This is a genomic window from Vibrio sp. V10_P2A27P122 (assembly GCF_963874335.1).
In the GTDB taxonomy this organism is placed as follows: Bacteria; Pseudomonadota; Gammaproteobacteria; order Enterobacterales; family Vibrionaceae; genus Vibrio; species Vibrio anguillarum.
On sequence record NZ_CAWNHY010000239.1, the window covers coordinates 1 to 25,601 of the forward strand.

The following is a 25,601-nucleotide window of genomic DNA, read 5'->3' on the forward strand; positions in this document are numbered from 1 at the left end:
CATTCATACTCCTCGTGATTTCAGAGGACCACGCAATGTTTTCGTTAATGGTAATAAAATTAAATTTGTAGTTTATGCCGACACAAAAAAAGGCATTGTCAAATATCACCCTCACCCAGTGAGGCTAAAAAAATGCTCCGATATTTTTTACACAAGAACATTAAAAGGGCTGGTTACCGTGGAGTTTATTAGATGATCTCAAGTTGTTCTGGTTGCCAGAAGCGCCGTGAGTGGTTAATCAAATGGAGCAAAATTGCTTATGAAAGATCAAGAAAAATCATTGCTGATAGCAAAGCTAAATCAGCCGATGCAACTGAAGGAGCTGGAAAGCCTTCAGGGGTATCTAAATAATCAGCTAGAAAAAATGGGCATTAGCGTGCTTGTTGTTGATTCATCTGTTGAACCTCAACTGCATCAGCCAATATCTGCTTTAGTTGATGTAATCAAAGCGCAAACCGAAGCAATCAATAATCTCGTTGGAAGTAACATTGCCATTCTTGATGAGCTGGTTGCGCAAAACTCACAGCTTGAAGAAGAGCAAGAACAGCCAAACTCACCAAGATCACTTGATGATTACGAAGTCGAAAGCGAGAGCATGTAATGCCAAGGCGTGTGCAAAAAATATGTCGATTAAAAAGCTGCAACGCATTAACCAGAAATAAAAACGGTTATTGCGATTCACACGCAGAGCACGCAACTGGGTGGGTAAGAACTCAAGCGAAAAAAGGAAGCTCATCAAAGCGTGGCTACGGTTCAGCTTGGCGAATTAAAAGAGCGCGCATCTTAGAGAGAGATAATTTCCTTTGTCAGGTTTGCTTGTCAAACGGGATCATAACAGCGGCCAGAGAAGTCGATCACATCATCAATAAAGCCGCTGGCGGTACTGATGATGACGACAATCTCCAATCCATTTGCAGCCCATGCCACAAGGAAAAGACCGCGAAAGAATCTAGAAGGTAGCTTTTAATGGCAGGAGTACCGGGTAAATCAGGTCGTCGAAGTAAGCCAACTGCCAAGAAAGAACTTGCAGGAAACCCCGGCAAACGCGAGCTAAATAAAAGCGAACCAAACTTCGGCTTAGTAACCAATGTTATGTGCCCGGAATGGCTAGGCGACTACGGCAGAGAATTATGGGAAACCATTGTGCCGCTTCTGTGTAGAGAAAAAGTTCTATCAGGAACTGACATACAGAACGTAGAAGTTTACTGCTCTGCTTATCACCAGTTTCGCGAGTGCGAAGACAACATAAAGCAGTTTGGATTAGTCGTCACCGGAGCAACTGGTGGCCCAATTAAAAACCCAGCCCTTACCGCCAAAAACGAAGCAATTAAACAAATGTCCTCATTTGGAGCAATGCTTGGATTAGACCCATCAAGCCGCTCTCGAATTATTGGCGGGAATAAAGAAAAGGCGGGTAATCAGTTTAAGGATCTGTTGTGAGCAAATACCCAGCAGTTGACCAAGCTGAAAAATTCGCACGAAACATTATCGCCGGAAGAACACCTTCCTGCAGATACATCAAGCTTGCTTGTCAGCGTCACTTTGACGACGTTAAAAAATCAAGAAAAAAAGAATATCCATACAAGTTTGATAAAGCCGAAGCTCAGCGAAGAATAGATTTTATTGAAATGTTGCCGCACACCAAAGGTGAGTGGGCATTTAAAAGACAACTCCTAACCTTAGAGCCTTGGCAAAAGTTCGGCATAGCAATGACGTTCGGATGGAAAAGAAAATCTGACGGAATGCGCCGCTTTCGTGAGTCATATTGGGAAGTTAACCGTAAAAACGGAAAATCAGCCATTGCCGCTGGTGTTGGACTTTCTTGTTTTACGCAAGATAGAGAATTCGGCGCTGAGGTTTACTCAGGCGCAACAACAGAGAAGCAAGCTTGGGAGGTTTTTAGACCAGCTCGCTTAATGGTTAAAAGAACGCCACTTCTTGCTGACGCAGCAGGAATAGAAGTTAACGCATCAAACTTAAACATACCCGCTGATGGCGCTCGCTTTGAGCCAATTATAGGTAATCCGGGTGACGGTGCATCACCATCTTGCGCTTTAATTGACGAATACCACGAACACGAAAGCGACAACCTTTACGCGACAATGCTTACTGGTATGGGCGCACGTAAACAGCCACTAATGGTGATCATTACAACGGCTGGCGCAAATATCGAAGGCCCATGCTACGACAAGCGCCGAGAAGTAATAGAAATGCTCGAAGGCATTGTTGAAAGCGACGAGTTATTCGGATGGATATGGACGATAGATGAAGATGACGACTGGAAAAATCCAGACGTTTTAGCCAAAGCAAACCCCAACATTGGGGTTTCTGTTTATCGTGAGTACCTAATAAGTCAGCAGCAACGCGCAATAAAACAGCCTAGGTTTACCAACCGCTTTAAAACAAAGCACCTTGGCATTTGGGTTACCGCAAAAACTGGCTTTTACAACATGGCTCAGTGGGAAAAGCTCAAGGATGAATCATTAACTCTTGAACAGTTCGAGGGCCAACCCTGCATACTTTCATTCGACTTAGCAAGAAAACTAGACATGAACTCAATGTCTCGAATTTTCTGGCGAGACATTGACGGTAAGCGGCACTACTACAGTGTAGAGCCAAAGTTCTGGGTTCCTGAAGATACCGTCTTTGATAACGACAACCAGAAGTTGGCCGAAAAATATCAGAAGTGGGTTAACCAAGGAATTTTGTACGCAACGGACGGTGCCGAAGTTGACTATCGAGAAATACTCGAAGAAGCAAAACAGGCAAACAGAATCAACCCAGTTCTTTCATCACCAATTGACCCATTTGGCGCAACAAACCTAGCGCATCAGCTTGATGACGAAGGTTTAGAGCCTGTAACCATCACGCAAAACTACACCAATATGAGTGACCCCATGAAAGAGATCGAGGCGGCTATCGCATCAGGTCGCTTTCATCATGACGGAAACCCAATCATGACTTGGTGTATGTCGAACGTGATCGGCAAGTTCCTTCCGGGCAACGATGATGTAGTAAGGCCGATAAAACAAGGTAACGACAACAAAATAGATGGCGCTGTGACACTAATCATGGGCGTTGGAAGAGTCATGGTTCCACTAGAGAACACTGACGAAGATTTTATGAACGCAATAATGGACCCTATCTACGGATGAAAATCGCAATTATCACTTATCTGCTCTTTGCGTTGGCGGGGCTATCTTGCTTAGTGGCTGGCGTTTACGTCCTGCACGGTCAAGGTTACGCGCTCATCGCTTCTGGCATCGCTTTTCTTTTGATGTCTTTCTTTATCAGTAGAGGCTTAAGAAGCCAACCACCAAGCACCGGCGGGTTTGTGCAAAACAAAAAGGCTGAATAATGAATAAACAAAAAAGCTTCATGGATGTCATTAGCAGCTCAATCGTTTCGCCATCAGCCTCGCTATCAGAAATGTGGGCAGGAAAATCAATTAGCCTAACCGATGGCGGTTTTTGGTCTCAATTTCTTGGCTATCAATCAAGCAGCGGTAAAACAGTTGGCGTTAATAACGCAATGAAATTATCTACCGTTTGGGCGTGCGTTCGATTGATATCAACTTCAGTCGCTGGCTTGCCTTTTGGTGTCTATAAAAAAATGCCAGATGGTGGAAGACAAAGCGCCAAAGAGCTAAACGTTCACGACATTATCCACACCAGCCCAAACGAAGACATGACGGCCTTTCAGTTTTGGCAAGCAGTTGTTTCATCAATGCTGCTATGGGGTAACGCATACTGTGAAATTTATTGGTCAGGAAGCACACCTATCGCGATCAACTTCTTGCTGCCAAATCGAGTAGCAGTAAAAGAGTCAACAAGCGGACGGTTAAAGTATTTCTACCAAGGAAAAACAGGCGAGCCAAGAGAAATACCAGCAAAAAATATGCTGCATATTCCATCGTTTAGCCTTGATGGTCGGCTTGGCCTTTCTTCGATCAGTTATGGTGTGAATGTTTTTGGCTCCGCAATGTCAGCCGATGACGCCGCAGGTTCAACGTTTAAAAATGGCTTGATGCCAACCGTAGCTTTTAAAGTTGATCGCGTATTAAAAGAAGATCAGCGAACGGCTTTTAGAAAGTATGTTGAAACCATATCAGGCGCTTTAAATGCTGGTCAATCACCAGTACTTGAGCAGGGTGTTACTACTGATGCGATAGGTATTCCACCAAAAGACGCTCAACTACTCGAATCACGTTCATTCAGCATTGAAGAGATTTGTCGATGGTTTGGCGTGGATCCTGCCATGGTTGCTCACGGTTCAAAAGATTCGAACTGGGGTACTGGCTTAGAGCAAAAGCAAATTTGGTTCTTAACGTTCTGTATCAGCACGTTCACCAATCAAATTCAGCAATGCGTAAACAAAAAGCTACTTACCCCAGTGCAGAGAGTTAGCTATTACAGCGAATTCTCTCTTGAAGGTTTTTTGAAAGCAGACAGTGCAGCTCGCTCTGCTTTCTACAGCTCGATGACGCAAAACGGAATTTACACTCGCGACGATTGCCGAGAAAAAGAAAACCTACCGCGCAAAGGCGGCAACGCCAACGTGCTAACAGTTCAGTCAAACTTACTGCCTCTCGATCAGTTGGGCAAATCAAACGACAGCCAGACAGTTCGCGCCGCCTTAAAAGGCTGGCTTGAAGATAATCAGGAGTAAACATGCCCATCAATATTAAAAACTGGCTGATGAATTCAAGCCGAATGCAAAGCGATATAAGCCCAAAAGCAATGGAGATGTGGAATCCAGGCATCCGAGCTGAAGCCTACAACTCAGAAACATCAATCACGATTTATGGTGTTATCGGTGAAGACTGGTGGGGTGAGGGTGTCACGCTAAAACGCATTGATGCCGCATTGCGCTCAATTGGTGATCAGGACGTAACCGTCTACATCAACTCGCCAGGTGGCGATATGTGGGAAGGTATCGCGATCTATAACCGCCTTCGCGAGCACCCAAAGAAAGTAACAATCAAGGTGATCGGAATTGCGGCTTCTGCGGCATCAGTTATTGCCATGGCTAGTGATCACAGAGAAATAGCCTCAACAGCCTTTCTTATGATTCACAACTGCTGGACTTGCTTATGCGGTAACCGTCACTTCCTTAGAGAAATGGCAGATACCATGGAAGAGTTCGACCTAACAATGGCCGATCTTTACTCTGATACCAGCGGACAGCCAGTCGCTGAAATGTCTCGCATGATGGACGCAGAAAGCTACATTCGCGGAAAGAAAGCCGTTGAAATGGGCCTTTGCACTGCAATTATCGACCCTTCAGAAGTAACCGAATCAAATGACGAGCAAGCAAAGCAAGCCAACGCGTTAAAAGCGATGGATGTTGCACTTGCTAAATCAGGCATGCCGCGAGCCAAGCGCCGCGAGCTGTTTTCAAGTTTAAAGTCCGGTACGCATAACGCTGCTGGCGGGGATACGCCTAGCGCTGTCCTGACCGATACGCCTAACGCTGTCGCTCAACTCGATCTATCCGCCTCTTTGAGCGCGGCAAACAACATTCTTGAATCATTACGGAGCTAAAACCATGCCATTAACAGTAGAACAACAAGTAGAAGGACTGCAATCTAGCCTAAATAAAATTGGCGATGCAGTTAAAGCTCAGGCGGAATCAGCAAATAAAGAAGTTGCTCGCCTTGGTACAATGAGCGAAGAAACTCGCGCATCAGTTGATAAAATCCTTACTCAGCAAGGCGAACTGCAAGCGCGTTTGCAATCGGCTGAGCAGCAAATGCTCAATGCAGGTAAAGATGACGACCAAGAAGAGTTTCGCTCAGCAGGTAACATCGTTGCTGCTAAGCTTTCTGAGCAAGGTGTTACATCAGCATTTAACGGCAAAACACGCATCCAAATGCCACGCTCTGCCATCACATCAGTTGATGGTTCTGGCGGTGCGTTAGTTGCACCTGATCGCCGCCCCGGCATCATTGGTATTCCAGAGCAAGCTTTAACGATTCGCGATCTTATTGCGCCGGGAACCACAACAAGCAATATGATTCAGTACGTGAAAGAAACTGGATTTACCAACAACGCCGCACCAGTGGCCGAAGGTGCAGCAAAGCCTTACTCTGATATTACCTTTTCTTTAGAAAATGCCAGCGTTCAAGTTATCGCTCACTTAATGAAAGCATCACGCCAAATTCTTGATGATGCATCAGCAATGGCAAGCTTTATTGATGCTCGCGCCCGCTCAGGCCTGCGCATCAAAGAAGAAGGTCAGTTACTTTACGGTAACGGAACTGGCGCAAATCTTCATGGCCTCATTCCGCAAGCCTCTGCTTTTGCGGCTCCGACTGGCTCTGAAGTAACGCTAGAACAACGCATGGACAGACTTCGCTTAGCCATTCTTCAAGCAGCGCTTGCTGAATACCAAGCAAACGGCATTGTGTTACACCCTACTGACTGGGCAACCATTGAGCTATTAAAAGATAGCCAAGGTAAATACATCATCGGTAACCCACAAAACGGCACAACACCAACGCTATGGCGCTTGCCTGTTGTAGCAACTCAGTCGATTGCACAAAACACGTTCTTGACTGGTTCATTTAACCTTGGCGCTCAAATCTACGATCGAATGGATATTGAAGTTCTAGTATCCACAGAGAACACGGACGACTTTGAGAAAAACATGGTTACGCTTCGTGCTGAAGAGCGCTTGGCATTTGCCGTTTATCGCCCTGAAGCATTCGTTACTGGTGAGCTAAAAACCGCATAACAAATAACGTAAGCTTTTTATAAAAATAAGGCCGCGCTGATTAGTGCGGCCTTTTTGTTGGAGATAAGACAATGAATAAAGTCATGGTCAAGGCTATTAAAAGCTTTTACTGGGGTGTTTTTGCTAACCAGCTTAAAACGCCACGTTCTGAACCTTTTGAAGTGACACCGCATGAATGCAAACAGCTTTTAGATAATAAGCTTGTTGTTATTGTTACTGAAGAAGATATGTTAGTTGATGACATTGAAAATAATCAACCAGACACGAATACAAAAACCGATCCTGAGCTTCAGTCTGAGCCAGAGCCAGAACCACAACCTGAGCCAGAGCCAGAGCCAGAACCTGAGCCAGAGCCAGAGCCAGAACCACAACCTGAGCCGGCGCCAGCCACAGAACCCAAAAAAACGCGCGCAAAACGTACACCAAAAGCCGCTGAATAAACAAGAGAGAGCCGAATGAGCATTATTAATCTGCAAACTGCAAAGCAGTACCTAAACGTCATTCACGACTTTGACGATGATAACCTGCAGATGTTGCTTGATGCCGCAGAATCAGAAGCTCAGGAGTTTCTAGATCAACCGCTGGTTAATTTACTTCCAGAGGCGGAAGATCCTCAAGTTGCAGCAAAGCTTCCCGGCTCTCTTATTCTAGCCATTCTCATGTTAATGCAAGGTGCTTACCAAGCATCACCAGATGATGCAGAAAAACTAAGAGAAGGCGCTGAAATTAAAATGACACCATTCCGTGTTGGGTGGGGTATTTAATGCTGACTCATCGATTAACTCACATCATCCAGATGCAAAAGCCAATTGAAGAACAAGATCAAACAACTGGCGAAATGATTACAACTTGGGAATCTATAGAGCTATCAGCAGGAAAACCAAATATTCCAGCCGAAGTATTAACCGGACCCGGTAAAGAAGTATCAAAAGATGCATCAAAACTCGCTCAGTTTGACGCAAGAATAAATGTCCGCTGGTTCCCTTACTCAATCCAAGATCTGTATAAGTGTCGAATTTTATGGGAAGGGCAGGTTTTTAACATTGAATCAGTAGAAACCGACCGAACAGCAAGGCAAGAGTGGCGATTTAAATGCAGTTCTGGTGTAAGCGCAAGCGGGGCTTGATATGGCAAATAATTTTGATTTCTCGATCCTTGGTCTTGATGAAGTAACTAAAAGGCTGTCACGCCTAAGTCTTGAAGTTGGTGATGCAGCAGGTCGAAGAGCATTAAGAAAAGCGGCAAATGTAGTAGCAAAAGCCGCAAGAGAAAAAGCGATGCTGGTGGATGACCCAACAACAGGCCGAAGAATTAGAGATAACATACGCCTGCAGTTTGCTAGCCGACATTACAAAGAAACTGGCGATCTAATGTATCGCGTTGGTGTTTCTACGCTAAAAGGCCGGATACCGAAAGGAAACCCTGACGAAGGTCCAAAGGGAAATACTCCGCACTGGCACCTTGTCGAGCTAGGAACAGAAAGAAGCAGAGCGCAGCCATTCTTAAGACCAGCACTTTCAGAAAACATAAACAAGGTGGTTGATACGCTGGTGCTAGAGCTAGATAAAGAGATCACCAAGGAGCTATCCAAGTGAATACAGCGCCAATTTTCAGCATCTGCCAGCAAGATCCAGTTGTTACGTCATTAATCGGTTCAAACCCACTTCGTTTATATATGTTTGGTCTTGCTCCTCAGTCACCAACAAAGCCTTACGCAGTTTGGCAAGTGATCGGCGGACAGCCGGAAAACTACATGGACGGAAGGCCAGATATTGACGGCTTTACAATACAAATCGACACCTATGCAGATTCAGCATCAATAGCCGGAGATGTAGCCGGAGCAATAAGACACGCAATAGAGCCTCATTGCATGCTAACCAGCTACCGAGGCGAAAGCCGAGACGATCAGACCATGAATTACCGAAGTGGTTTCGATGTCGACTGGCTAGTGGAACGATAATTTAAATCAGGATGAAAAATGGCAATTAAAACTCAAGGCACATCTCTATATACGATTGACCCAGCAGACGGCACACTTTTAGCCGTTAGCTGCGTTACATCGATTGACGGTATTGATTCTGGAATAGATCAAATCGAAACCTCATGCTTAGAAGGTGACTCTCGCACTTATGAAGCTGGCATGGCAACGCCTGGAACAGCAACGTTCGGTATCAACGTTGACCCCAAAGACGCCAGCCACATTCGCTTGCATCAGCTAAAAACTCAGGGCGTTACCCTAAAATGGGCGATCGGCTGGTCTGACGGAAAAGGCATTGTTCCTACCGTCACTGGTGCTGGCGAAGCGGCGGAATTCACACTTCCTGCCACACGAAGCTGGATTACTTTTGAAGGATTCATGAACAGTTATCCATTCAGTTTTGCTTTGAATGCGGTCGTATCTTCAACCGTTGGCATTCAAGTATCTGGCGACCCTGTTTTAGTTCCAAAAGGACAATTATCATCATTTAAAATTGCATCAAGTGGGCTAAGGCTTCCTGTAATACCAGAGCAGTATCTATTTTCTGATACTCGCCCATATCAGATGAGTAGAATAAAAAGAAAAGCACTTGTTAGAATGACTGGTGTAGTTAAACTTGTAATGCCGCTTTTTTATACTGGATTTCCAAACTCAATAATAAAAGAAGTTGATTTCCCCGACCATTGCAAAATAAAAGTTGGAATTGAGCCAGTTTATTTGAATAGTGAGTATGGACACTCTTTAAGCCTTAAGATATTTAGTAATGAGTATGTTCATGACCCATTAAATAAGTTTGGATTTGTCGTTATTGATGTCGATCTTGGTAATTTGGTAATCAACGAAGGTGACGATTATGGAATATGGACTGCTTATGACTCCCTAAAAACAGAACCTCCGTATTTCACCCCAAAATCTAACAGAGTAAGAAGCTCTATTGACGCTAACATTTTTGAATATTCAGACTCAAGAGTGCCTGAAAATGGCACTGATAATTCTGGAAGCTTCATTGAAAAAAATGTGATGTCAACTTTAGACAGGATACAGCCGTCTACAGTTGGGCAAGATAGTTATGGTCCAGTAATGATCTTGGCTCAGCATGATAAGGAAACGGTTGCCATTGTCGGAAGCTCAAGCACTGAAGGCGCTTACGATTCAAATCAAGGAGATAGGCGCGGTGATGAATATGCAAACAGAGGATGGGGAGACAGGTTTGCATCAGGCTCTCTTGGATTACCATCTTTAAACTTATCAAAAGGAAGCGATCAACTAGCCTTTGTTGAATTAGTAGAAGATGGAAAAAGTAATTACCAGTACAGAAAAAATTTATTAGCACTATGCAGCCCAGAAAAGATAATTTTTGCGCTAGGCTCAAACGATATTACATCAGCAGTAAATGAGCCAGTGATGGTGGATAGAATTAACTCGGTAGTAAGCATAATTCAATCTTCAACACCAAACTCAGAAGTCTATATGGCAACATTCACCCCTAAAGTCGACTGGATTTCTCCATATTTAACCCTAGACGATCAAAATGTAAAACCTGTTGGGCCGGGAGGAAATGACCCGCTAAGACTTCAATTAAACAGCCATATTCGTCAGGGAGATTGGGGGATTGATATTGAAGGATACATTGACGCTGACAATATTGTCGGAGTTATTGAAAGTAAGTGGAAGGTTGATGGGTTAACACCAAAATGGCTAACCGATGATGGAACCCATCCAAATGCTATTGGCTCTCAAAAAATAGCCAGCGAAGCAGTAATCAATAAATATTAAAACCCGACCACCGTGTCGGGTTTACTTTTTTATGCGCGTAACAAATGCCGCAGTATCGCGGCCCAATTGGAGATAAAACATGGCCATTAAGACACAGGGCACCTCGCTATATACGATTGACCCAGCAGACGGCACACTTTTAGCCGTTAGCTGTGTTACTTCTATTGACGGCATTGATTCAGCACTAGATCAAATCGAAACCTCATGCTTAGAAGGTGACGCTCGCACTTATGAAGCTGGCATGGCAACGCCTGGAACAGCAACGTTCGGTATCAACGTTGACCCTAAAGACGCCAGCCACATTCGCTTGCATCAACTAAAAACTCAGGGCGTTACCCTAAAATGGGCGATCGGCTGGTCTGACGGAAAAGGCATTGTTCCTACCGTCACTGGCGCTGGCGAAGCGGCGGAATTCACACTTCCTGCTACACGAAGCTGGATTACTTTCGAAGGCTTCATGAACAGCTATCCATTCAGTTTTGCTTTGAATGCGGTCGTATCTTCAACCGTTGGCATCCAAGTATCTGGTGACCCTGTTTTAGTTCCAAAAGAATAAGGACTGATTAATGCAACAGCTCAGTATTGATATGTTGAAAAACGCTGGCGCATTTGCGCCGGCTAAACCAGAACGCCGAGAAATAAAATGGATTACAGACGATAAAAAGCTTCACGAAGCGGTTATCTATGTAAGAAAGAAATCATTCCTCACACTTATTGAAGAAAGTAAAACAGCTTCAGATTCAACGCTTGCCATGGCAACGCGAATCTCAGGCAGTATTGTCGATGAAGCTGGCCAGCAGATATTCAAAGCCGAAGACATCGTTGGCAATGACGAACACGGCCCAATTTGCGACTCGTTAGCAATGTCACTGCTTAATGCCATTTATGATGTCAACGGCGTTGGCGCAAAAGCAGACCCAAAGCCCTTGAGCCAGAGTGTGAGTTCTGGCAAGAGCTCGTCCTTGCCGGAATTGGCGGCTCCACGGTCGAAGAAGCTAAGCAAAACCTAACTTACAAAGAGGTTTTAGACTGGCAATCATACCGACTAAAGCACGGCCCACTTTGCAACCAGCGAAGAATCACCGACGCTACTGAAAGTTTAATGTTTTTGATTGCAACCATTAACAAAACCAACTTAAAGCCGGAAGATTTAAAGCTTTATCGACTAGAAGAAGATCAAGAATCTCCACCGGAAGAATCAGTTAGTGTTCATGATATTTTTGCCGCAATAAAAGGCGTAGCAAAGCAAAATAAACCAAAATAAAGCAGCCCGGCAATGTCGGGCTATCTCATTGCTGGAGAAGTATTAATGGCATCTCGTTCGCTCGGTAATTTAACCGTCAACATGGTAATGAACACCGGCAGCCTTACCGAAGGAGCGGGAAGGGCGGAAGCTGCTTTTGGTCGTCTAAATAAAGCAGCCCAAAAGCAAAGAGAAGATCTTGCAAGGCTTATCGGTCAAATAGACCCTGTTGTTGCGGAATATGACCGCATCGACAAGATGGAAGAGAAATTAAGAAAACACAGAAGGGCTGGAAACTTAGACCAATCTGATTATGATCTCTATCTTGGCAAACTCAACGAAATGCGCGAAGGTGTTAAAAACACATCGATTGAGTTCGGTAAGAATGGAAAGTCGGCAAAAGAAATGCAATTTGCATTGCGCGGCCTTCCTGCTCAGTTTACTGACATCGCCGTATCACTACAAGGCGGTCAAAACCCGCTAACCGTCTTCTTACAACAAGGCGGTCAATTAAAAGACATGTTCGGCGGTATTGGTCCAGCCGCAAAAGCAATGGGTGGTTATGTTGCTGGGTTGGTTAACCCATTTACCATTGCTGCATCTGCGGCGGGTGTTTTGGCGTTGGCTTACTACCAAGGCAGCGAAGAGGCCGACCGATACAGAAACGCAATCCTGCTAACTGGAAATGCATCCGGTGTCACCGCAGATCAGCTATCTCAAATGGCAAAGCGACTTGATGACATATCAGGAACGCAGCGCAATGCAGCCAAAGCAATTTCAGAAGTCGCCAGCAGTGCTAAGTTTTCAGCCGATCAAATAGAGCTAGTCTCTCTTGCTGCTGTGAACATGGAAATGGCAACAGGAAAGGCAATATCTGACACCATTGATGAATTCAAAAAGCTATCAGATGAACCAAGCAAAGCAATTGCCGAGCTTAATAAAACGCAAAACTTTTTAACTCAATCAGTCTATGAGCAGATCACGGCTCTGGAGAAACAAGGAAAACAACAACAGGCAGCAACGTTAGCGGTTAAAGCTTATTCAGATGCGATCAACGAAAGAACCACAGAAATAACCAATAACTTAGGCTACATAGAAAGAGCTTGGAAATCGGTTAAAGATGGGGCGACTGAAGCTTGGGATGGCATTTTAAATATAGGAAGATCGGATACTGATTCCGATGTGCTTGCTGACTTAAACAGCCAAATCGAAAACCTACAAACTGGCTTGAAGTCTTATCGCTCATTGCTTGAGTCTGGTGTAAAAAGCTCCGGTTATGGCGCCGGAAAAGTTGACTATGAAGCGCTAGTTAAAAACCAAGAGAAGCAACTAAAAACCTTAATTTCTCAGCGTGATGAGCTATCAACAAAAGTTCAAACGCAAGAAGAAGAGGCCAGCAAACAGGCTGAATTCAACAAGCTTCAACAAGAAGCGATCAAAGCGTCTGAAGCAATCAACAAAGTTAGAATTGATGGTTTATCTACTGACGAAAAGCGCAACAAGGCGGTAAAAGAGTATTTAGCCAACGTTGAGAAAATAAGGCTAGCGAATCCAGAAAGCGCCCTACTAAACCCAGATCAGATAAAGAAAGACATTAAAGCGATCGAGGAGAGCTTTAAAGAATCAAACAAGGCTATTTCAGATAGCGCATCTCAGCAAATGATAATGCGCCTTAGGGAACAGGAAGCCACACTAAGCAAGCAGCTAGAAAATAATGCAAAACTTGGTGCTGCACAGCAAGAACTGGTCAAGTTTGAGCAACAGATAGCTGATCTTAAAGAAAAGAAAACGTTAACTGCCCAGCAAAAAAGCCTAATTGCTGATCAAGAGCTAATTAGAGAGCAGCTCAATAAAAACGTAGCAATTGAGCAGGAGCTATCGCTACGCGATCAAGCCATTCGCATTCAAAACATGCAAGCTTCGGTTACCGCGCAATTATCTTCTGATATTGAGCGCTACCAAAGCTCATTAGCCAATTTTGGCGCTGGTGATGAAACACTTAAGCGACTAAAAGAAGAGCAAGCAATTCGAAATGACATTAACAAGCAACTAGAACGCGCAACCTCTCGAAACTTGGCGGGTAAAACCTCAAATGAAGAGTTAGAGGCCGAAAAGCGCATGCTAGAGCAAAGCCTACAAGATAGGCTATCCGCTCAGGGCCAATACTACGAACAGCTTGATAAATTAGAGTCAGACTGGAAGAACGGAGCCAAGGCCGCGTTTGATAATTACATCTACGAAGCTAGCCGCGCCGCCAAAATTTCAGAAGGTCTTTTTAACAGTGCATTCTCGGCAATGGAAGATGCCATCTTGCAATTCGCGCTAACGGGTAAAGCATCGTTTAAAGACTTTGCAGCAGCCGTGGTGAAGGACATAGCAAGAATTGCCTCACAACAAGCAGCGGCAGGTTTATTAAGTTATGGCGTATCTTTGTTTGCCAGTGCTTATGCTGGTTCAAGCTCAGGCGCTAGCACTGGCTTAAATAACGGCTTTGGTCAAAATGCTTACGATAACATTGGCTTTAGTTCTGGCGGCTACACTGGCAGCGGTGGGAAAAACCAACCAGCGGGTATCGTTCACCGAGGCGAAGTTGTTTGGTCACAAGACGATATAGCCAAGGCCGGAGGCGTTGGTGTCGTTGAAGCAATGCGCAAAGGCCTTCTGAATTATAAAGAAGGCTTAAAAGGTTACGCGAACGGTGGCGTGGTTGGTTTAAATGTTCCTGCCATTTCATCTATGAGCTCAAACCAAAGCGTGATCATACAGCAGCAAATTAACATACCAGAATCGCAAAGCGCATCCGGCGGAACTGCTGATGATCAGATGATAGCCAAAGCCTACGCAGAATCAGCAAAGGCCGGAGCAAAAGACCAAATTGCAAAAGAGCTCATGCCGGGCGGTTTAATCTGGCGAGCACAAAACGGGCGGTAAAAATGGCAATACGTGAATTTACTTATTGCGCTGATAAAGAAGCCACTGGTACTGCCTCATTTAGAGTGAGGTCTGCCAGCTTTGGTGACGGCTACACGCAAAAAGCAGGGGATGGCATAAACGGGAAAAGGCAAACGTGGCCGCTAAGCTTCACCAAGAAAAAGACAGAAGCTGAAGCAATAAAGCAATTTTTTGATGATCACAAAGGTTATCAGTCATTTGCTTGGAAACCACCGCTTGAGCCTTTAGGCCTATACCAAGTAGAAGAATACACATTACTTCCGCTTGGCGCTGGCATGTATCGCATAAGCGCAACATTCACTGAGTCATTCCATCCTTAAAAGGTTTGTTACAATGTCACTAAGTAATGATATTCAAACACTAGAGCCCGGCAGTGAGATCATTCTATTTGAAGTAGATGGAACTGATTTCGATGCCGATATATTGCGCTTCCAATCTCACCTTGAGCCATACACAGAACAAGAAATACAGGCCGCGCTGCAAAGCGGTGAAGACTTGCAGCCGAAGTCGATCACTTGGCAGGGTGAAAAGTTCTACACATGGCCTTGCCAAATAACAGGCATAGAGGCAAATAGTGATGGTTCACCATCATCACCTACACTCATTGTTGCAAACGTTGACAGCTCAATCACTGCACTTTGCTTGGCTTATCAAGACATGTCTCAGGCAAAAGTGACAGTAAGACGAACGCTGGCAAAATATCTTGATGCCGTTAACTTCCCTGACGGAAACGACCAAGCCGATCAAGACCAAGAGCATGTTGAAATATGGTACATACGCCGCAAACTGTCAGAAGATAAAATATCCGTAACCTTTGAGTTATCAAGCCCAGCCGATGTAGGCGGGATTCAGGTAGGCCGAAAAATGACGGCTTACTGTCAATGGTGCTTAAAAGGGAATTATCGCGGTGCTGATTGTGGTTACAGCGGTGCGGCAATGTTTACGGACGAAGACCAACCAACCGACGACCCATCCAAAGATAAATGCTCAGGAACGTTAACCGGCTGTACATTGCGCTTTGGTCAAAACAACCAATTACCTCACGGTGGTTTCCCAGCGGTTCGATTAATAAGGAAGTGATCATGTGGCAAGAAGAGTTTAAGAAAAACTTCATTGAGCATGCAAAATCACAATACCCAAAAGAATGCTGCGGTTTGCTCATTGATGATGGTAAGAACCCGTTTTACATGCCGTGCCGTAACATTGCAGAAAAGCCAGATTTTGACTTTTCAATCCACCCATCTGATCTAGCAACATGTGAAAGCATTGGTGAAATTATTGGCATTTGCCACAGCCACCCAGACGCCACCAGCCGCCCAAGCGTAGCAGACCAAGCAAACGCATATAGCCTAAGCACAGAATACCCAAAAGCAGACTGGTATATTTTTAGCTGGCCAGAAGGTGATTTACACCGATTTAGCCCGCAAAAAGAATCGCCACCGCTAATTGGCCGACAGTTCGTACATGGCGTGTGGGATTGCTACACCATGGTTATGGACTACTACAAGCAAGAGCTAGGCATTGATATACCAGACTACGAAAGGAAGGATTGCTGGTGGGAAGGTGATCAAGAGCTTTATCTTGATAACTTTGAGTCAGCAGGTTTTACGCAGGTATGCGGAAGCGCACCAGAAGATCTTAAAGGCTTTGAATTTAAGATAGGCGATGTCGTTTTAATGCAAATACGCAGCAAGCGAGTTAACCACGCCGCCGTTTATGTAGGTGATGGATATATGATCCACCACCTATACGGAAGGTTAAGCACAAAAGAAGTGCTTGGCGGTTACTGGCTAAGAAGCACTAGAGCCATAGTTAGACACAAACAACTCATTCGAGGCTAATCAATGTCATACGCAACCATTCTGCTGTCGGGCTCTTTAGCTCAACGGTTTGGGCGAAGCCATTCCTATCACCTTGATTCTGGCACGGCTAAAGAAGCATTTTCAGCACTAAAAAACACGCTGGAAGGCTTTGAGCAATTCATTAAAGAACAGTCAAAGCGAGGTATTAGATACGCTATTTTTCGCAACCGTGAAAACGTAGGCGAAGACGACTTAACATTGCGTGGAACGAATGAAATTAGGATCGTGCCTGTCGTTCAAGGAAGCAAAAAAGCTGGAGTTTTAAATACAATAATTGGCGCAGTTATGATCATAGCGGGTGTGTTAGTTACTGGGCTTTCATATGGCTGGGCTAGCCCGATCGGTGGGGCGATGATTAATGCTGGTATCGCCATGATGGCTGGTGGCGTAATTCAAATGCTTTCGCCACAGCAAAAAGGCCTTTCATCAAGGGAGGCGGCAGAAAACGCGCCAAGCTATGCATTCGGCGGGGCTGTCAACACAACTGCATCTGGCCACATTGTTGGTATTGGTTATGGTGAGCGCTTGATCGGCGGCGCAGTGATAAGCGCGGGTATTTACGCAGAAGATATTGCGAACTAAAGGAAAACTATGAATAACGTTGTGATCTCAGGAAGTAAAGCGGGTGAGTCAGAGCAGCATACACCCGTAGAAGCGCCAAATGATTTGCGATCAGTCGCTACCGCCAGAATACTGCTGGCACTTGGCGAGGGTGAGTTTGAAGGTGGAGTGAATGAAAAAAGCATCTACTTAGATGGCACTCCATTAATGTCACAAAATGGCACAATAAACTTTCCCGGTGTTAAATGGGACTTTCGCTCAGGAACGGTTGACCAGCAATATATCCAAGGCTTTCCAGCGGTAGAATCAGAAACAGCGATCGGTGTTGAGTTAAAAAGCGATGCACCTTGGACGCGATCGTTTAACGATGGTCAAATCTCTGCAGTCATTATTCGCTTTCGCTGGCCTTCACTGCAAGAGCAGAAAGATAATGGTGATGTTGTTGGTTATTCGATTGACTACCGAGTTGAAGTGTCTACTGATGGCGGTCCTTATATTGTTGCATCCCAACAAGGTGTAACAGGCAAAACAACAAGCAATTACGAGCGAAGCGTCCGCATTAATTTACCAAGCGGTAACGGCTGGGTGGTGAAGGTTACGCGCTTAACGCCAAACATGAATAACAACCGTATTGCTGACCTTATGTACATTGGCGCGGTTACTGAAGTTATCGACCGTAAAATGCGCTACCCAAATACGGCACTGTTAGGTATTCAATTTGATGCAAGTCAATTTAGTAACATACCGACGATCAGCGTTTTGGCTAAAATGCGCAAAATTCGCGTGCCTGACAATTACGATCCGGTAACAAGAACGTACAGCGGTATTTGGTCTGGCGGTTTTAAAATTGCTTACAGCAATAACCCTGCTTGGGTTACTTACGACATCATCATTGAAAACCGTTTCTCGGTTGGTGATAAAGTTGGTCCTCAGTTTGTTGATAAGTACGAACTGTATAAAATTGCTCAGTATTGCGATCAGCAAGTGCCGGACGGCAAAGGCGGCACAGAGCATCGCTACGAATGCAATATCTACATTGCGACCGCTGCCGAAGCTTGGCAGGTTCTACGCGATATAGCATCTATCTACCGCGGCATGATCTATTGGATGCAGAGCCAAATGACGGTCCGTGCGGATATGCCACGCGATACTGATTACATTTTCACTAACGCCAACGTCATTGACGGCTCTTTCACGTACTCAGGAAGTGACGAGCGAGTTAAATACACTCGCGCACTTGTGAGTTACGACAACCCAGATAACAACTTTGAATCTGATGTAACCACAACTTACGACAACGCATTGCAGCGCCGCTACGGTGACAATGTTGTTGAGCTTTCAGCCTTTGGCTGCACTCGCGAATCCGAAGCGCAGCGCCGCGGTAAATGGGCTATTTATACCAACAATAACGACCGTACCGTTGCTTTTAAAACTGGCATGGAAGGCGAGATCCCGATGATCGGCCATATCGTGGCGGTCGCTGACGATCTTATCTCTGGCGTTAGAATTGGTGGCCGTATCTCTAATGTTTCGGCCGATGGAAAAACAATCACGCTTGATAGAGAAGTTGCGGCCGCTAAAGCTGGCGATCGTCTTCTGGTTAACTTACCAAGCGGCAAGGCGGAAACTAGAACGGTTGAAACGGTAACGGGTCGTGATATTAAGGTGTCCTCTGTTTACAGTGAATCTCCGGCTAAGTTCTTGCAGTGGACATTAGAATCAGACGACATAACGCACCAACTATTCCAAATTGTTTCAGTTAAAAAAGCAGATACTGACAGTATCGAATATGAGTTTGCAGGTGTTTCTTACAATCCAAGCAAATTTGATTTCATCGATACAGGCGCAAGAATTGAAGATAGGCCAGTAAGCCAAATCCCAGTTGGCGGCATGGAAGCGCCGGAAGATGTGTTAATCTCTCAATCTGTTCACGTCGAGCAAACAATGGCAATCACCACCATGACGATAGGCTGGTCTGCGGTTAAGAATGCCGTAGCTTACGAAGTTGAGTGGAGAAAAGACTACGGCGAATGGGTGAAAATTCCGCGCACTGGGCAGTTAAGCGTGGATATTAAAGGCGTTTACACTGGCCAGTATTTGGCAAGAGTTCGCGCTGTTAGCTCGGCTGGCGTTGCTTCAATTGCTAAACCTTCAATGCTAACCGATATCGTCGGTAAGGTTGGAGAACCGCCATCACTAGCGATATTCAGAACCAGCAGCAAAGCGTTTTCTATCTATCTTGATTGGTCTTTTGGGCCTAATTCGGAAGATGCGCTTTACACTGAAATTGAATACGCAACTAACGCACTAGGAACTAACCCTGCTTTCTTGGGTAGTTACGCCTATCCAACAAGTGATCACTTGATGATGGGCCTAGCGGCTGGTGTTGAATTCTGGTTTAGAGCAAGGATAAGAGACAGAACAGGAAACGTTGGCGCGTGGACAGATTGGACTTACGGAGTTTCATCCGTAGACGCCGAAGAGCTGCTAAGTTATCTCGAAGGTCAGATCGGCTCTGGTGAATTAGCACCTGGCTTGCTTGAAGAGATCACCAATGACGTTGCCGCTGGAATTGGCGATGAAATCATTGGAGAAGTAGAAGATAGCATCTTAGGCTTCTTGACTGGTGATGATGAAAACGCACCTCAAGATATGCTTTGGTACGCTGGCGATGATGGCACTCAGGAATCATTTGTCGGTAATGTAACTATCACATCCGCTTACAATGACCAAGATTATTCAAAAGCCAAGCAGATATTTTTACTGGCTGGCAGGGTTGAGGATAACAAAGCCTTAATATCACGAGTGGATGCAATATCCGTATCGAGAGACGAAGCACTTGCTCAATCACTTAGTTTAATTTCGGTAGAAGTTGGTGAAAACACCGCCAAGATAACCTCAGAACAAACCGCAAGAGTTACAGCTGATGAAGCACTGGCGCAAGACATCCAAGCGCTAGCGGTAACGGTTGGTGAAAATACAGCCGCAATCGCAACAGAGCAAACAGTAAGGGCAGACGCTGATACTGCATTGGCAGAGCTAGTTCAAACCGTATCAGCACAAATTGGCGATATTGAAGCGGTAGTGCAACAAACGTCAGAAGCTGTGGTCGATCTTGACGGTTCAATTAAAGCGAACTGGCAAGTTAAAACCGAAGTAAATGCAGACGGTAGAGTTGTTCAAGCTGGGGTTGGTTTGGGTGCGTCGATCGGCGCGGACGGAACAACGCGATCTGAGTTTTTGGTGATGGCCGACACAATTGGTTTTTTAAACTCAATCGACGGACAGATACACACGCCTTTCGTTTTCGATACGCTAAACGACACCGCCTTCCTGAACGCCGCAATAATCGGAGACGCAACCATCAGCTATGCCAAAATAGCTAATGATTTGCAATCAACGAATTATCAAGCCGGACTTGCAGGGTGGAAAATCGACAAGAATGGAAACATTGATCTTAACGACGGATCATTCAGGGGGACGATATATGGAGCTGATGGTTACTTTAGCGGAACTATTTACGCACAAAAAATAGAAGGCGACATATACAAGGCCAGTATATTGAATGCAACTTCTAACATCTCTGCTACCAGCGGAACAGTTAACATACATGCTTTCTCAATTGGAGATCTACAAGCTAACAGAACACTTGTTCTTGGCGAAATGGAGTATGGGACAGGATCCTTAGCCCCTTGGGCTGGTGGTAGTTATTTAAGGGTTCTTCGGAATGGTGCTGAAATATGGAATTCTGCAAGCGCATCACTAAATACCAATGGAGTGATCTACAGCGGACGAAGAACAAAGAAAGCGGCTCTAACAATTCCTGCAGGGGCTCACAATATCACAATACAGCTTGTAATAAGAGAAACCTACGGTGTCTTTTACTCTCAGGCTGTTGAGTTTAGTTGGTTTAAGTGATGGAGTTTACATGAAAACACCAGCTCAAGAATTTACAGACATCCTGATTGCTAACTCAGGCAATCGATTAACACCAGAACTGATCGCCGGAATGCAAGCACGCTTTCATCATGTATTAGAGCGAGCTTTAAAAGACCAATCAAACCAAAAACAAAGCGAGAATGAAAATGGCTGATTTATCGCTATATAAAGTTGATCTAGACACCCCACAACCAAACGGAAGAAAAGGCGAAAGCCCAAGAGCCGCTTTTACAAAATATAACGACCTTCTCGCTCACCTTGAAGCTGGTGGCGGTGGTAGCTTTATTTCAGCTACAGAACCAACACAAACATTCGCATTCATGGAGTGGATAGACACATCAACCACGCCAGCCATTATCAAGCGAAGAAACGCAGATGATAATGCATGGATAACGATCGGTAGTTATGAAAAGCCAATTACTGACTTTGTAGATAAAGTCGACGGAAAGGGACTTTCAACCAACGACTACACCAATGAAGCAAAAAATATTGTTGATGGTGTTGGTAATGCGCTTAATACGAAAGTGGATAAAGTAGCTGGAAAGGGACTTTCAACCAACGACTACACCAATGAAGATAAAGCAATTGTTGATGGTGTTGGTGATGCGCTTAATACGAAAGTAGATAAGGTTACCGGAAAAGCACTTTCAACCAACGACTACACCGATGAAGATAAAAACATCGTAAAGTCTGTATTATGGACAAGTGATGCAAATTTCATTGATGGCATGCGCAGCGTCCAAAGCGGCCAGCAGTACGTCGCCGTTCAAAATAGCGGACCAAACAACGGCGGCGCTGTTAATCCATCAACAAATACAGACTGGTCACACTGGAAACCAGCATGGGCGTTAAACCAAGCCGAAAACCGTCTAAAGGGAAACCAGAATTGGAATATTCCTGGCAGAACTGGGCATCCATTGCCTGATGTGACCAATAGGGATTATCCGGCCGGAGCTGAAATTGCGTTTGGTAGATATTGCGCAAATGGATACCCGTGCAATGAGTTGACATTTGAAAATGGAAATGTTTCAGCGAGCACAGGAAGATATCAAATCGATTTCGACGGAGCGAAGTTGTCTGATTTTTTCGGTGTAAAGCTAGCAGACGGTAGAGTTATAGTTGCGGACTCTTCATCGCTTGCGACAAAAGGTGTAGCTAGAGTCGCTATCACTGGAGGAATTAGGGTTCTTTTATCGTTTGATTTAATTTCATCAATACATGGAATACCTCGCGGAGCACATAAGTTCTTAGGTTGTAGCGAACTGCCCGGAGTTTGGCCGGATGTCAGTGATCAAGAGTCTGCCAATGCTTCGGCCCTTGAAGCAGGTTATCCTCAGACGCCAAACATCTTTGCTAACTCTGATCACACTAAGATACCATTCAATCAAAGAAACTTTGACGGGAACTGGTCAGCACTAGCAGATGGAGCCTACGGCCTCGACCGCTGGATGAAGTACAGTGCAACCCATAAAGGTTTTGCTGTTGATGATGGGGAGTACCTGCCTAACACACCATATACGTTTGATGCAGTAGGCATAACTCGTAAGACTATTGTTAGCCCTGCTAGTGGAATTTGGGGCATTGCTGTTCCATTTGCTGCTGATAAGATGAATGGCGTAGCAGGTATGGTAGCTAGGCCTTGGCAACCAGAAGTTGAGAGTGTAAAAAAAGCTAGCTGTTATAGTCACTTCTTCAAAACAACACTCAGGGAATCTGGATCTGCGTACTCAAGTGGTTACATACAAACTGGTACATTAACTTACCCAGCATTAATGAGGCGAATCCCATCTATAAGTAAAAGTGGCCTTGTTTACATACCGTCCAGTGGTTGGTCAGAACTTGAAGACCGACTTTACGCAACCACTAGCACATTCTCAAGAGTAGTGAGGAACTCAACTATTACGTCTTCGATGCTTATAGTAGGCGATTGGGAATTCAATGCTTCAATTACCAAAGCTGAAGTAGGTCGTTGGGATGTACTAAACTAAGTAAATTATGAAATAAGGACTCATAATGTGTCCTTATTTTATTTCTAAAAGAGGAATCTATATATGTGTTGTAGTGTAATTTTTTTAAAAGCATAAGCAGATGCGGCGGTATAGAAGATTGAAACCGAAAACCCTTGGCCGATAAATCCATTAACATCGCAATGAAATTCCTATTTATTTAAAACAAGCACCTTATGGTGATTTTTTCATTCCAAAAAAACACAACTCAAAAACTCAAAGTCGAGGTTAACATGCCAAAAACAGTAACAGTGGGTAAAGACTGGGTTCTACTTAGCGACCTAGTTCCGGGAGCAGTTGAGACTGATAAATTCCAAGGGCAGATACAGCAGGGAGCAATAAAAATAAAAGCTTCAGAAAGCACCCCTACAGATACATTGGATTGTTATACATTCCGCAGCGCTGATTCTGGCGGCGCTGGTGATGAATTTTTTGAGGGTGTAAATGATACCCTAAAAACTTACGCCATTGCTTATAAGTGCACCAGCGCAACACTTGTTGTGGAGATAATGCAATGACAACAGAATTTAGAAGATCTGATGCAAGCGGGGGCGTTACGCCTGATCAGGCTGAGGTTCTAGACAAGCTGAGCTATAACGAGCCAACTGACACGCTAATCGCTGACGCGTCGGTGCAAACAAAGCCAAGCACAGTTTACCTGGGTAGCGCCTTTGGAATGAGTAACGCAGTGCAAGCGGTTGGTTTCCGCCTTGCGGACGGAACTGATGCGCTTTGTTTGGTGAATCGTTTTGATAGCGATCTCGGGACAATTAGCAATCCAAAGTTTTTTGCTTTGGGTAAGCCAACAACGCTGTATGTAAACCTGATTTATAATGTTGTCATGAGCGATCCGCTAGAGGTGAGCTACACGGCGGCCGGGGATAACCTTACTTACTCCTTTGACATCAAGCCAGCGACTGCGGGGAGGTTGCGCGCTCAATACTGGCTAGGTGCTGATGATTCCGGCGCTCCGGTGGTGGATTTCTTTCGCGACATTACGCAAGCGGAAGTTGATTCTGGTCAGCCTGTTTTGGTTGAGCCTAATTTCTACGTGCTGACTGGGGGTAGTCAGTTGTTTGTTCGCTTCTCTGGGGTTAGCCTTAAGGGCAACGGTACTCTGCCATGGTTTAGAAGCAAGATAATGCCTTACAAGGAGATCACAATTGGTGGTCACGTTGAGGTGATTGGTGCTGCTGAGAATGACAGTGAAATTTACATTGGCTGCAAGTATGTCCCAGACACAACTGACGGAGAAGTGAGACGAAAAGTCCCGCTTGCTTTCACTAGTTTTTTCAGTGTGACTGACGCAAAGAAAAATCTGTCAAACTCTAAGAAGTGCATCTTTGACTTTACTGATTTTAATCAGGGCACGGTGGTGATGAAGCATTCTGGGGATAATATTGACTTTATGTACGTCGAGAATGATGGGTGGTATCTCGTTGACTATGTTGCAACTAACATCGTGAGGGTTTAATTATGGGCTACGAAACAACATCCAGAACGGATATGCATTTTGGTATAAAAACCAATAGCGCCGACGTTATAGACAGGAACGGCAAATACTTACTTAACAACTACACGACTTCCCCTGAAATCAAGGTCACGCCTGAGGTTGACTATATAGAGCTTGGCGCTTGGGATTCGGCAATGAGCATCACCGAATACAGCACCATCATGCTTCCTCAGGATGTCAATGGTGGCACTCATCTAAAGGTCAACTACAAAACGAACAATCCCATTACTTTGTTTAGACACAAGAATCACGGCACCGAATCGGAGCGGTACAATTGGTATCTGGTCTATAGTGGATTCGAAGATTATCGTGTCACCCTACCAACTACAGTAGGCGGCACTTACGATATAAACGCTGGGTTCAAGTCGTTCCATGTAAATGTGCCACTCAATAACATAAGCAACCAATACTATGTTGGAGTTGATGATAGCTTGAGATTGGCAGTTCAAAGAGTTGGCACCTCCTCTGGGTCGCATAATGTTGGGTTGTGTACAACAGCTAAATCTTGGGGTGTGCAATTCACAACAAATATGACAGGGGCACAGAGCATATACAAAGGCGGTAATTTACTCACAACAGCAACGGCAGTGGACTGGCCTTTGGGGTCAGCGATTGCTTCTACTAACAACTTTGTGGCAGAGCTCTTTGTTAATCACTCGCAAAATAGTAACGATAAGCAATATAGACGTTACCGCTTCTTGGGGGAGCGCACAGCGGCTAACTCCATAGTAATGAAAGTGGAGTGCTGGATATGGCCTGACATGTATAGCCAATAACTAAGCAAAGGGTCGCCATTAAATGAAAATGCCAGCCAGTAAAATAAAAAATCGAGCTGGTATTTTATTTGGCACCATAAGATTAAAATAATTGGTGTGCTTATTTTTTAAAATGAAACAAATAAACTAACCATAAAAGAATGAAATCAAAATCCAAAACAAATGTTTTATGAAATGTTTTGTGCTTATGAGTCATTCCTTAGTTCATTTAAATCATCAACATAAACCGCTACTCGTGTTTCCTTCCCCACCGCCATATT

The 25,601-nt window shown here is 44.7% G+C and carries 29 protein-coding genes; all 29 read left to right on the plus strand.

The genetic code is table 11. From position 1 onward, the window contains the following. Positions 1-196 (plus strand): hypothetical protein (locus AACQ17_RS10280; RefSeq protein WP_206208095.1); only part of this gene is annotated, 196 nt, incomplete at its 5' end. Positions 197-259: 63 nt separating this feature from the next. Then, the gene (locus AACQ17_RS10285) at positions 260-601 is read left to right on the plus strand and encodes a hypothetical protein (protein WP_166538024.1); all 342 of its coding nucleotides are present in this window, start codon (positions 260-262) and stop codon (positions 599-601) included. Then, positions 601-960, plus strand: coding sequence for an HNH endonuclease (locus tag AACQ17_RS10290; protein ID WP_094167703.1), 360 nt, complete (start codon positions 601-603; stop codon positions 958-960). Before AACQ17_RS10285 ends, AACQ17_RS10290 begins: the two co-directional genes overlap by 1 nt. Positions 961-966: 6 nt before the next feature. After that, a complete protein-coding gene (locus AACQ17_RS10295) occupies positions 967-1,440 on the plus strand; it encodes a phage terminase small subunit P27 family (protein ID WP_094167704.1) in 474 nt (157 codons plus the stop codon). After that, positions 1,437-3,155 (plus strand): terminase large subunit, encoded by a 1,719-nt coding sequence (locus AACQ17_RS10300; RefSeq protein WP_094167705.1) that lies wholly within the window; start codon positions 1,437-1,439, stop codon positions 3,153-3,155. Before AACQ17_RS10295 ends, AACQ17_RS10300 begins: the two co-directional genes overlap by 4 nt. After that, entirely contained in the window at positions 3,152-3,358 is a 207-nt protein-coding gene (locus AACQ17_RS10305; RefSeq protein ID WP_094147069.1) for a hypothetical protein, read from the plus strand. The genes AACQ17_RS10300 and AACQ17_RS10305 overlap by 4 nt, the downstream gene beginning before the upstream one ends. Continuing rightward, on the plus strand, positions 3,358-4,668 hold the full coding sequence (locus AACQ17_RS10310) for a phage portal protein (RefSeq protein ID WP_094147068.1): 1,311 nt from the start codon (positions 3,358-3,360) through the stop codon (positions 4,666-4,668). Before AACQ17_RS10305 ends, AACQ17_RS10310 begins: the two co-directional genes overlap by 1 nt. 2 nt (positions 4,669-4,670) lie before the next feature. Next, positions 4,671-5,543, plus strand: a complete 873-nt coding sequence (locus AACQ17_RS10315; RefSeq protein ID WP_094147067.1) for a head maturation protease, ClpP-related — start codon at positions 4,671-4,673, stop codon at positions 5,541-5,543. 4 nt (positions 5,544-5,547) lie between these two features. Then, the gene (locus AACQ17_RS10320; protein WP_094147066.1) at positions 5,548-6,735 is read left to right on the plus strand and encodes a phage major capsid protein; all 1,188 of its coding nucleotides are present in this window, start codon (positions 5,548-5,550) and stop codon (positions 6,733-6,735) included. A 71-nt stretch (positions 6,736-6,806) separates the two neighbouring features. Beyond that, complete coding sequence (locus AACQ17_RS10325; RefSeq protein WP_170935164.1) at positions 6,807-7,175, plus strand: hypothetical protein; 369 nt, start codon at positions 6,807-6,809, stop codon at positions 7,173-7,175. Positions 7,176-7,190: 15 nt separating this feature from the next. Beyond that, the gene (locus AACQ17_RS10330; protein WP_094147933.1) at positions 7,191-7,499 is read left to right on the plus strand and encodes a head-tail connector protein; all 309 of its coding nucleotides are present in this window, start codon (positions 7,191-7,193) and stop codon (positions 7,497-7,499) included. After that, positions 7,499-7,861, plus strand: coding sequence for a head-tail adaptor protein (locus AACQ17_RS10335; protein WP_094147934.1), 363 nt, complete (start codon positions 7,499-7,501; stop codon positions 7,859-7,861). The genes AACQ17_RS10330 and AACQ17_RS10335 overlap by 1 nt, the downstream gene beginning before the upstream one ends. A gap of 1 nt (position 7,862) precedes the next feature. Continuing rightward, positions 7,863-8,330, plus strand: coding sequence for an HK97-gp10 family putative phage morphogenesis protein (locus tag AACQ17_RS10340; RefSeq protein WP_094147935.1), 468 nt, complete (start codon positions 7,863-7,865; stop codon positions 8,328-8,330). Then, positions 8,327-8,695, plus strand: a complete 369-nt coding sequence (locus tag AACQ17_RS10345; protein ID WP_094147936.1) for a DUF3168 domain-containing protein — start codon at positions 8,327-8,329, stop codon at positions 8,693-8,695. Before AACQ17_RS10340 ends, AACQ17_RS10345 begins: the two co-directional genes overlap by 4 nt. Before the next feature lie 18 nt (positions 8,696-8,713). Further along, on the plus strand, positions 8,714-10,489 hold the full coding sequence (locus tag AACQ17_RS10350; protein WP_094147937.1) for a phage tail tube protein: 1,776 nt from the start codon (positions 8,714-8,716) through the stop codon (positions 10,487-10,489). A 79-nt stretch (positions 10,490-10,568) separates the two neighbouring features. Next, on the plus strand, positions 10,569-11,045 hold the full coding sequence (locus tag AACQ17_RS10355; protein ID WP_094147938.1) for a phage tail tube protein: 477 nt from the start codon (positions 10,569-10,571) through the stop codon (positions 11,043-11,045). A gap of 10 nt (positions 11,046-11,055) precedes the next feature. Further along, positions 11,056-11,499, plus strand: coding sequence for a phage tail assembly chaperone family protein, TAC (locus tag AACQ17_RS10360; RefSeq protein WP_052131885.1), 444 nt, complete (start codon positions 11,056-11,058; stop codon positions 11,497-11,499). A gap of 92 nt (positions 11,500-11,591) precedes the next feature. Next, the gene (locus AACQ17_RS10365; protein ID WP_157726749.1) at positions 11,592-11,753 is read left to right on the plus strand and encodes a hypothetical protein; all 162 of its coding nucleotides are present in this window, start codon (positions 11,592-11,594) and stop codon (positions 11,751-11,753) included. A gap of 12 nt (positions 11,754-11,765) precedes the next feature. Next, entirely contained in the window at positions 11,766-14,663 is a 2,898-nt protein-coding gene (locus tag AACQ17_RS10370; RefSeq protein WP_094147939.1) for a phage tail tape measure protein, read from the plus strand. A gap of 2 nt (positions 14,664-14,665) precedes the next feature. Continuing rightward, positions 14,666-15,004 carry a phage tail protein gene (locus tag AACQ17_RS10375; protein ID WP_041946974.1) on the plus strand — a complete coding sequence of 113 codons (339 nt, stop codon included), beginning with the start codon at positions 14,666-14,668 and terminating at the stop codon, positions 15,002-15,004. Between the two features lie 13 nt (positions 15,005-15,017). Further along, positions 15,018-15,764: a phage minor tail protein L gene (locus tag AACQ17_RS10380; RefSeq protein WP_094147940.1), complete on the plus strand. Its 747-nt coding sequence runs from the start codon at positions 15,018-15,020 to the stop codon at positions 15,762-15,764. Between the two features lie 2 nt (positions 15,765-15,766). Next, positions 15,767-16,525 carry a C40 family peptidase gene (locus tag AACQ17_RS10385; protein WP_094147941.1) on the plus strand — a complete coding sequence of 253 codons (759 nt, stop codon included), beginning with the start codon at positions 15,767-15,769 and terminating at the stop codon, positions 16,523-16,525. A gap of 3 nt (positions 16,526-16,528) precedes the next feature. Then, the gene (locus AACQ17_RS10390; RefSeq protein ID WP_041946970.1) at positions 16,529-17,128 is read left to right on the plus strand and encodes a tail assembly protein; all 600 of its coding nucleotides are present in this window, start codon (positions 16,529-16,531) and stop codon (positions 17,126-17,128) included. Positions 17,129-17,137: 9 nt separating this feature from the next. Next, positions 17,138-21,025, plus strand: a complete 3,888-nt coding sequence (gpJ, locus tag AACQ17_RS10395) for a TipJ family phage tail tip protein (RefSeq protein ID WP_094147942.1) — start codon at positions 17,138-17,140, stop codon at positions 21,023-21,025. A gap of 10 nt (positions 21,026-21,035) precedes the next feature. Beyond that, positions 21,036-21,200, plus strand: a complete 165-nt coding sequence (locus AACQ17_RS10400) for a hypothetical protein (RefSeq protein WP_157726748.1) — start codon at positions 21,036-21,038, stop codon at positions 21,198-21,200. After that, the gene (locus AACQ17_RS10405; RefSeq protein WP_094147943.1) at positions 21,193-23,034 is read left to right on the plus strand and encodes a hypothetical protein; all 1,842 of its coding nucleotides are present in this window, start codon (positions 21,193-21,195) and stop codon (positions 23,032-23,034) included. The genes AACQ17_RS10400 and AACQ17_RS10405 overlap by 8 nt, the downstream gene beginning before the upstream one ends. Positions 23,035-23,228: 194 nt before the next feature. Further along, positions 23,229-23,570 (plus strand): hypothetical protein, encoded by a 342-nt coding sequence (locus AACQ17_RS10410; protein ID WP_094146886.1) that lies wholly within the window; start codon positions 23,229-23,231, stop codon positions 23,568-23,570. Then, positions 23,567-24,526: a hypothetical protein gene (locus AACQ17_RS10415; RefSeq protein WP_094146885.1), complete on the plus strand. Its 960-nt coding sequence runs from the start codon at positions 23,567-23,569 to the stop codon at positions 24,524-24,526. Before AACQ17_RS10410 ends, AACQ17_RS10415 begins: the two co-directional genes overlap by 4 nt. Before the next feature lie 2 nt (positions 24,527-24,528). Beyond that, positions 24,529-25,341, plus strand: a complete 813-nt coding sequence (locus tag AACQ17_RS10420; RefSeq protein WP_094146884.1) for a hypothetical protein — start codon at positions 24,529-24,531, stop codon at positions 25,339-25,341. Positions 25,342-25,601 lie beyond the last annotated feature (260 nt).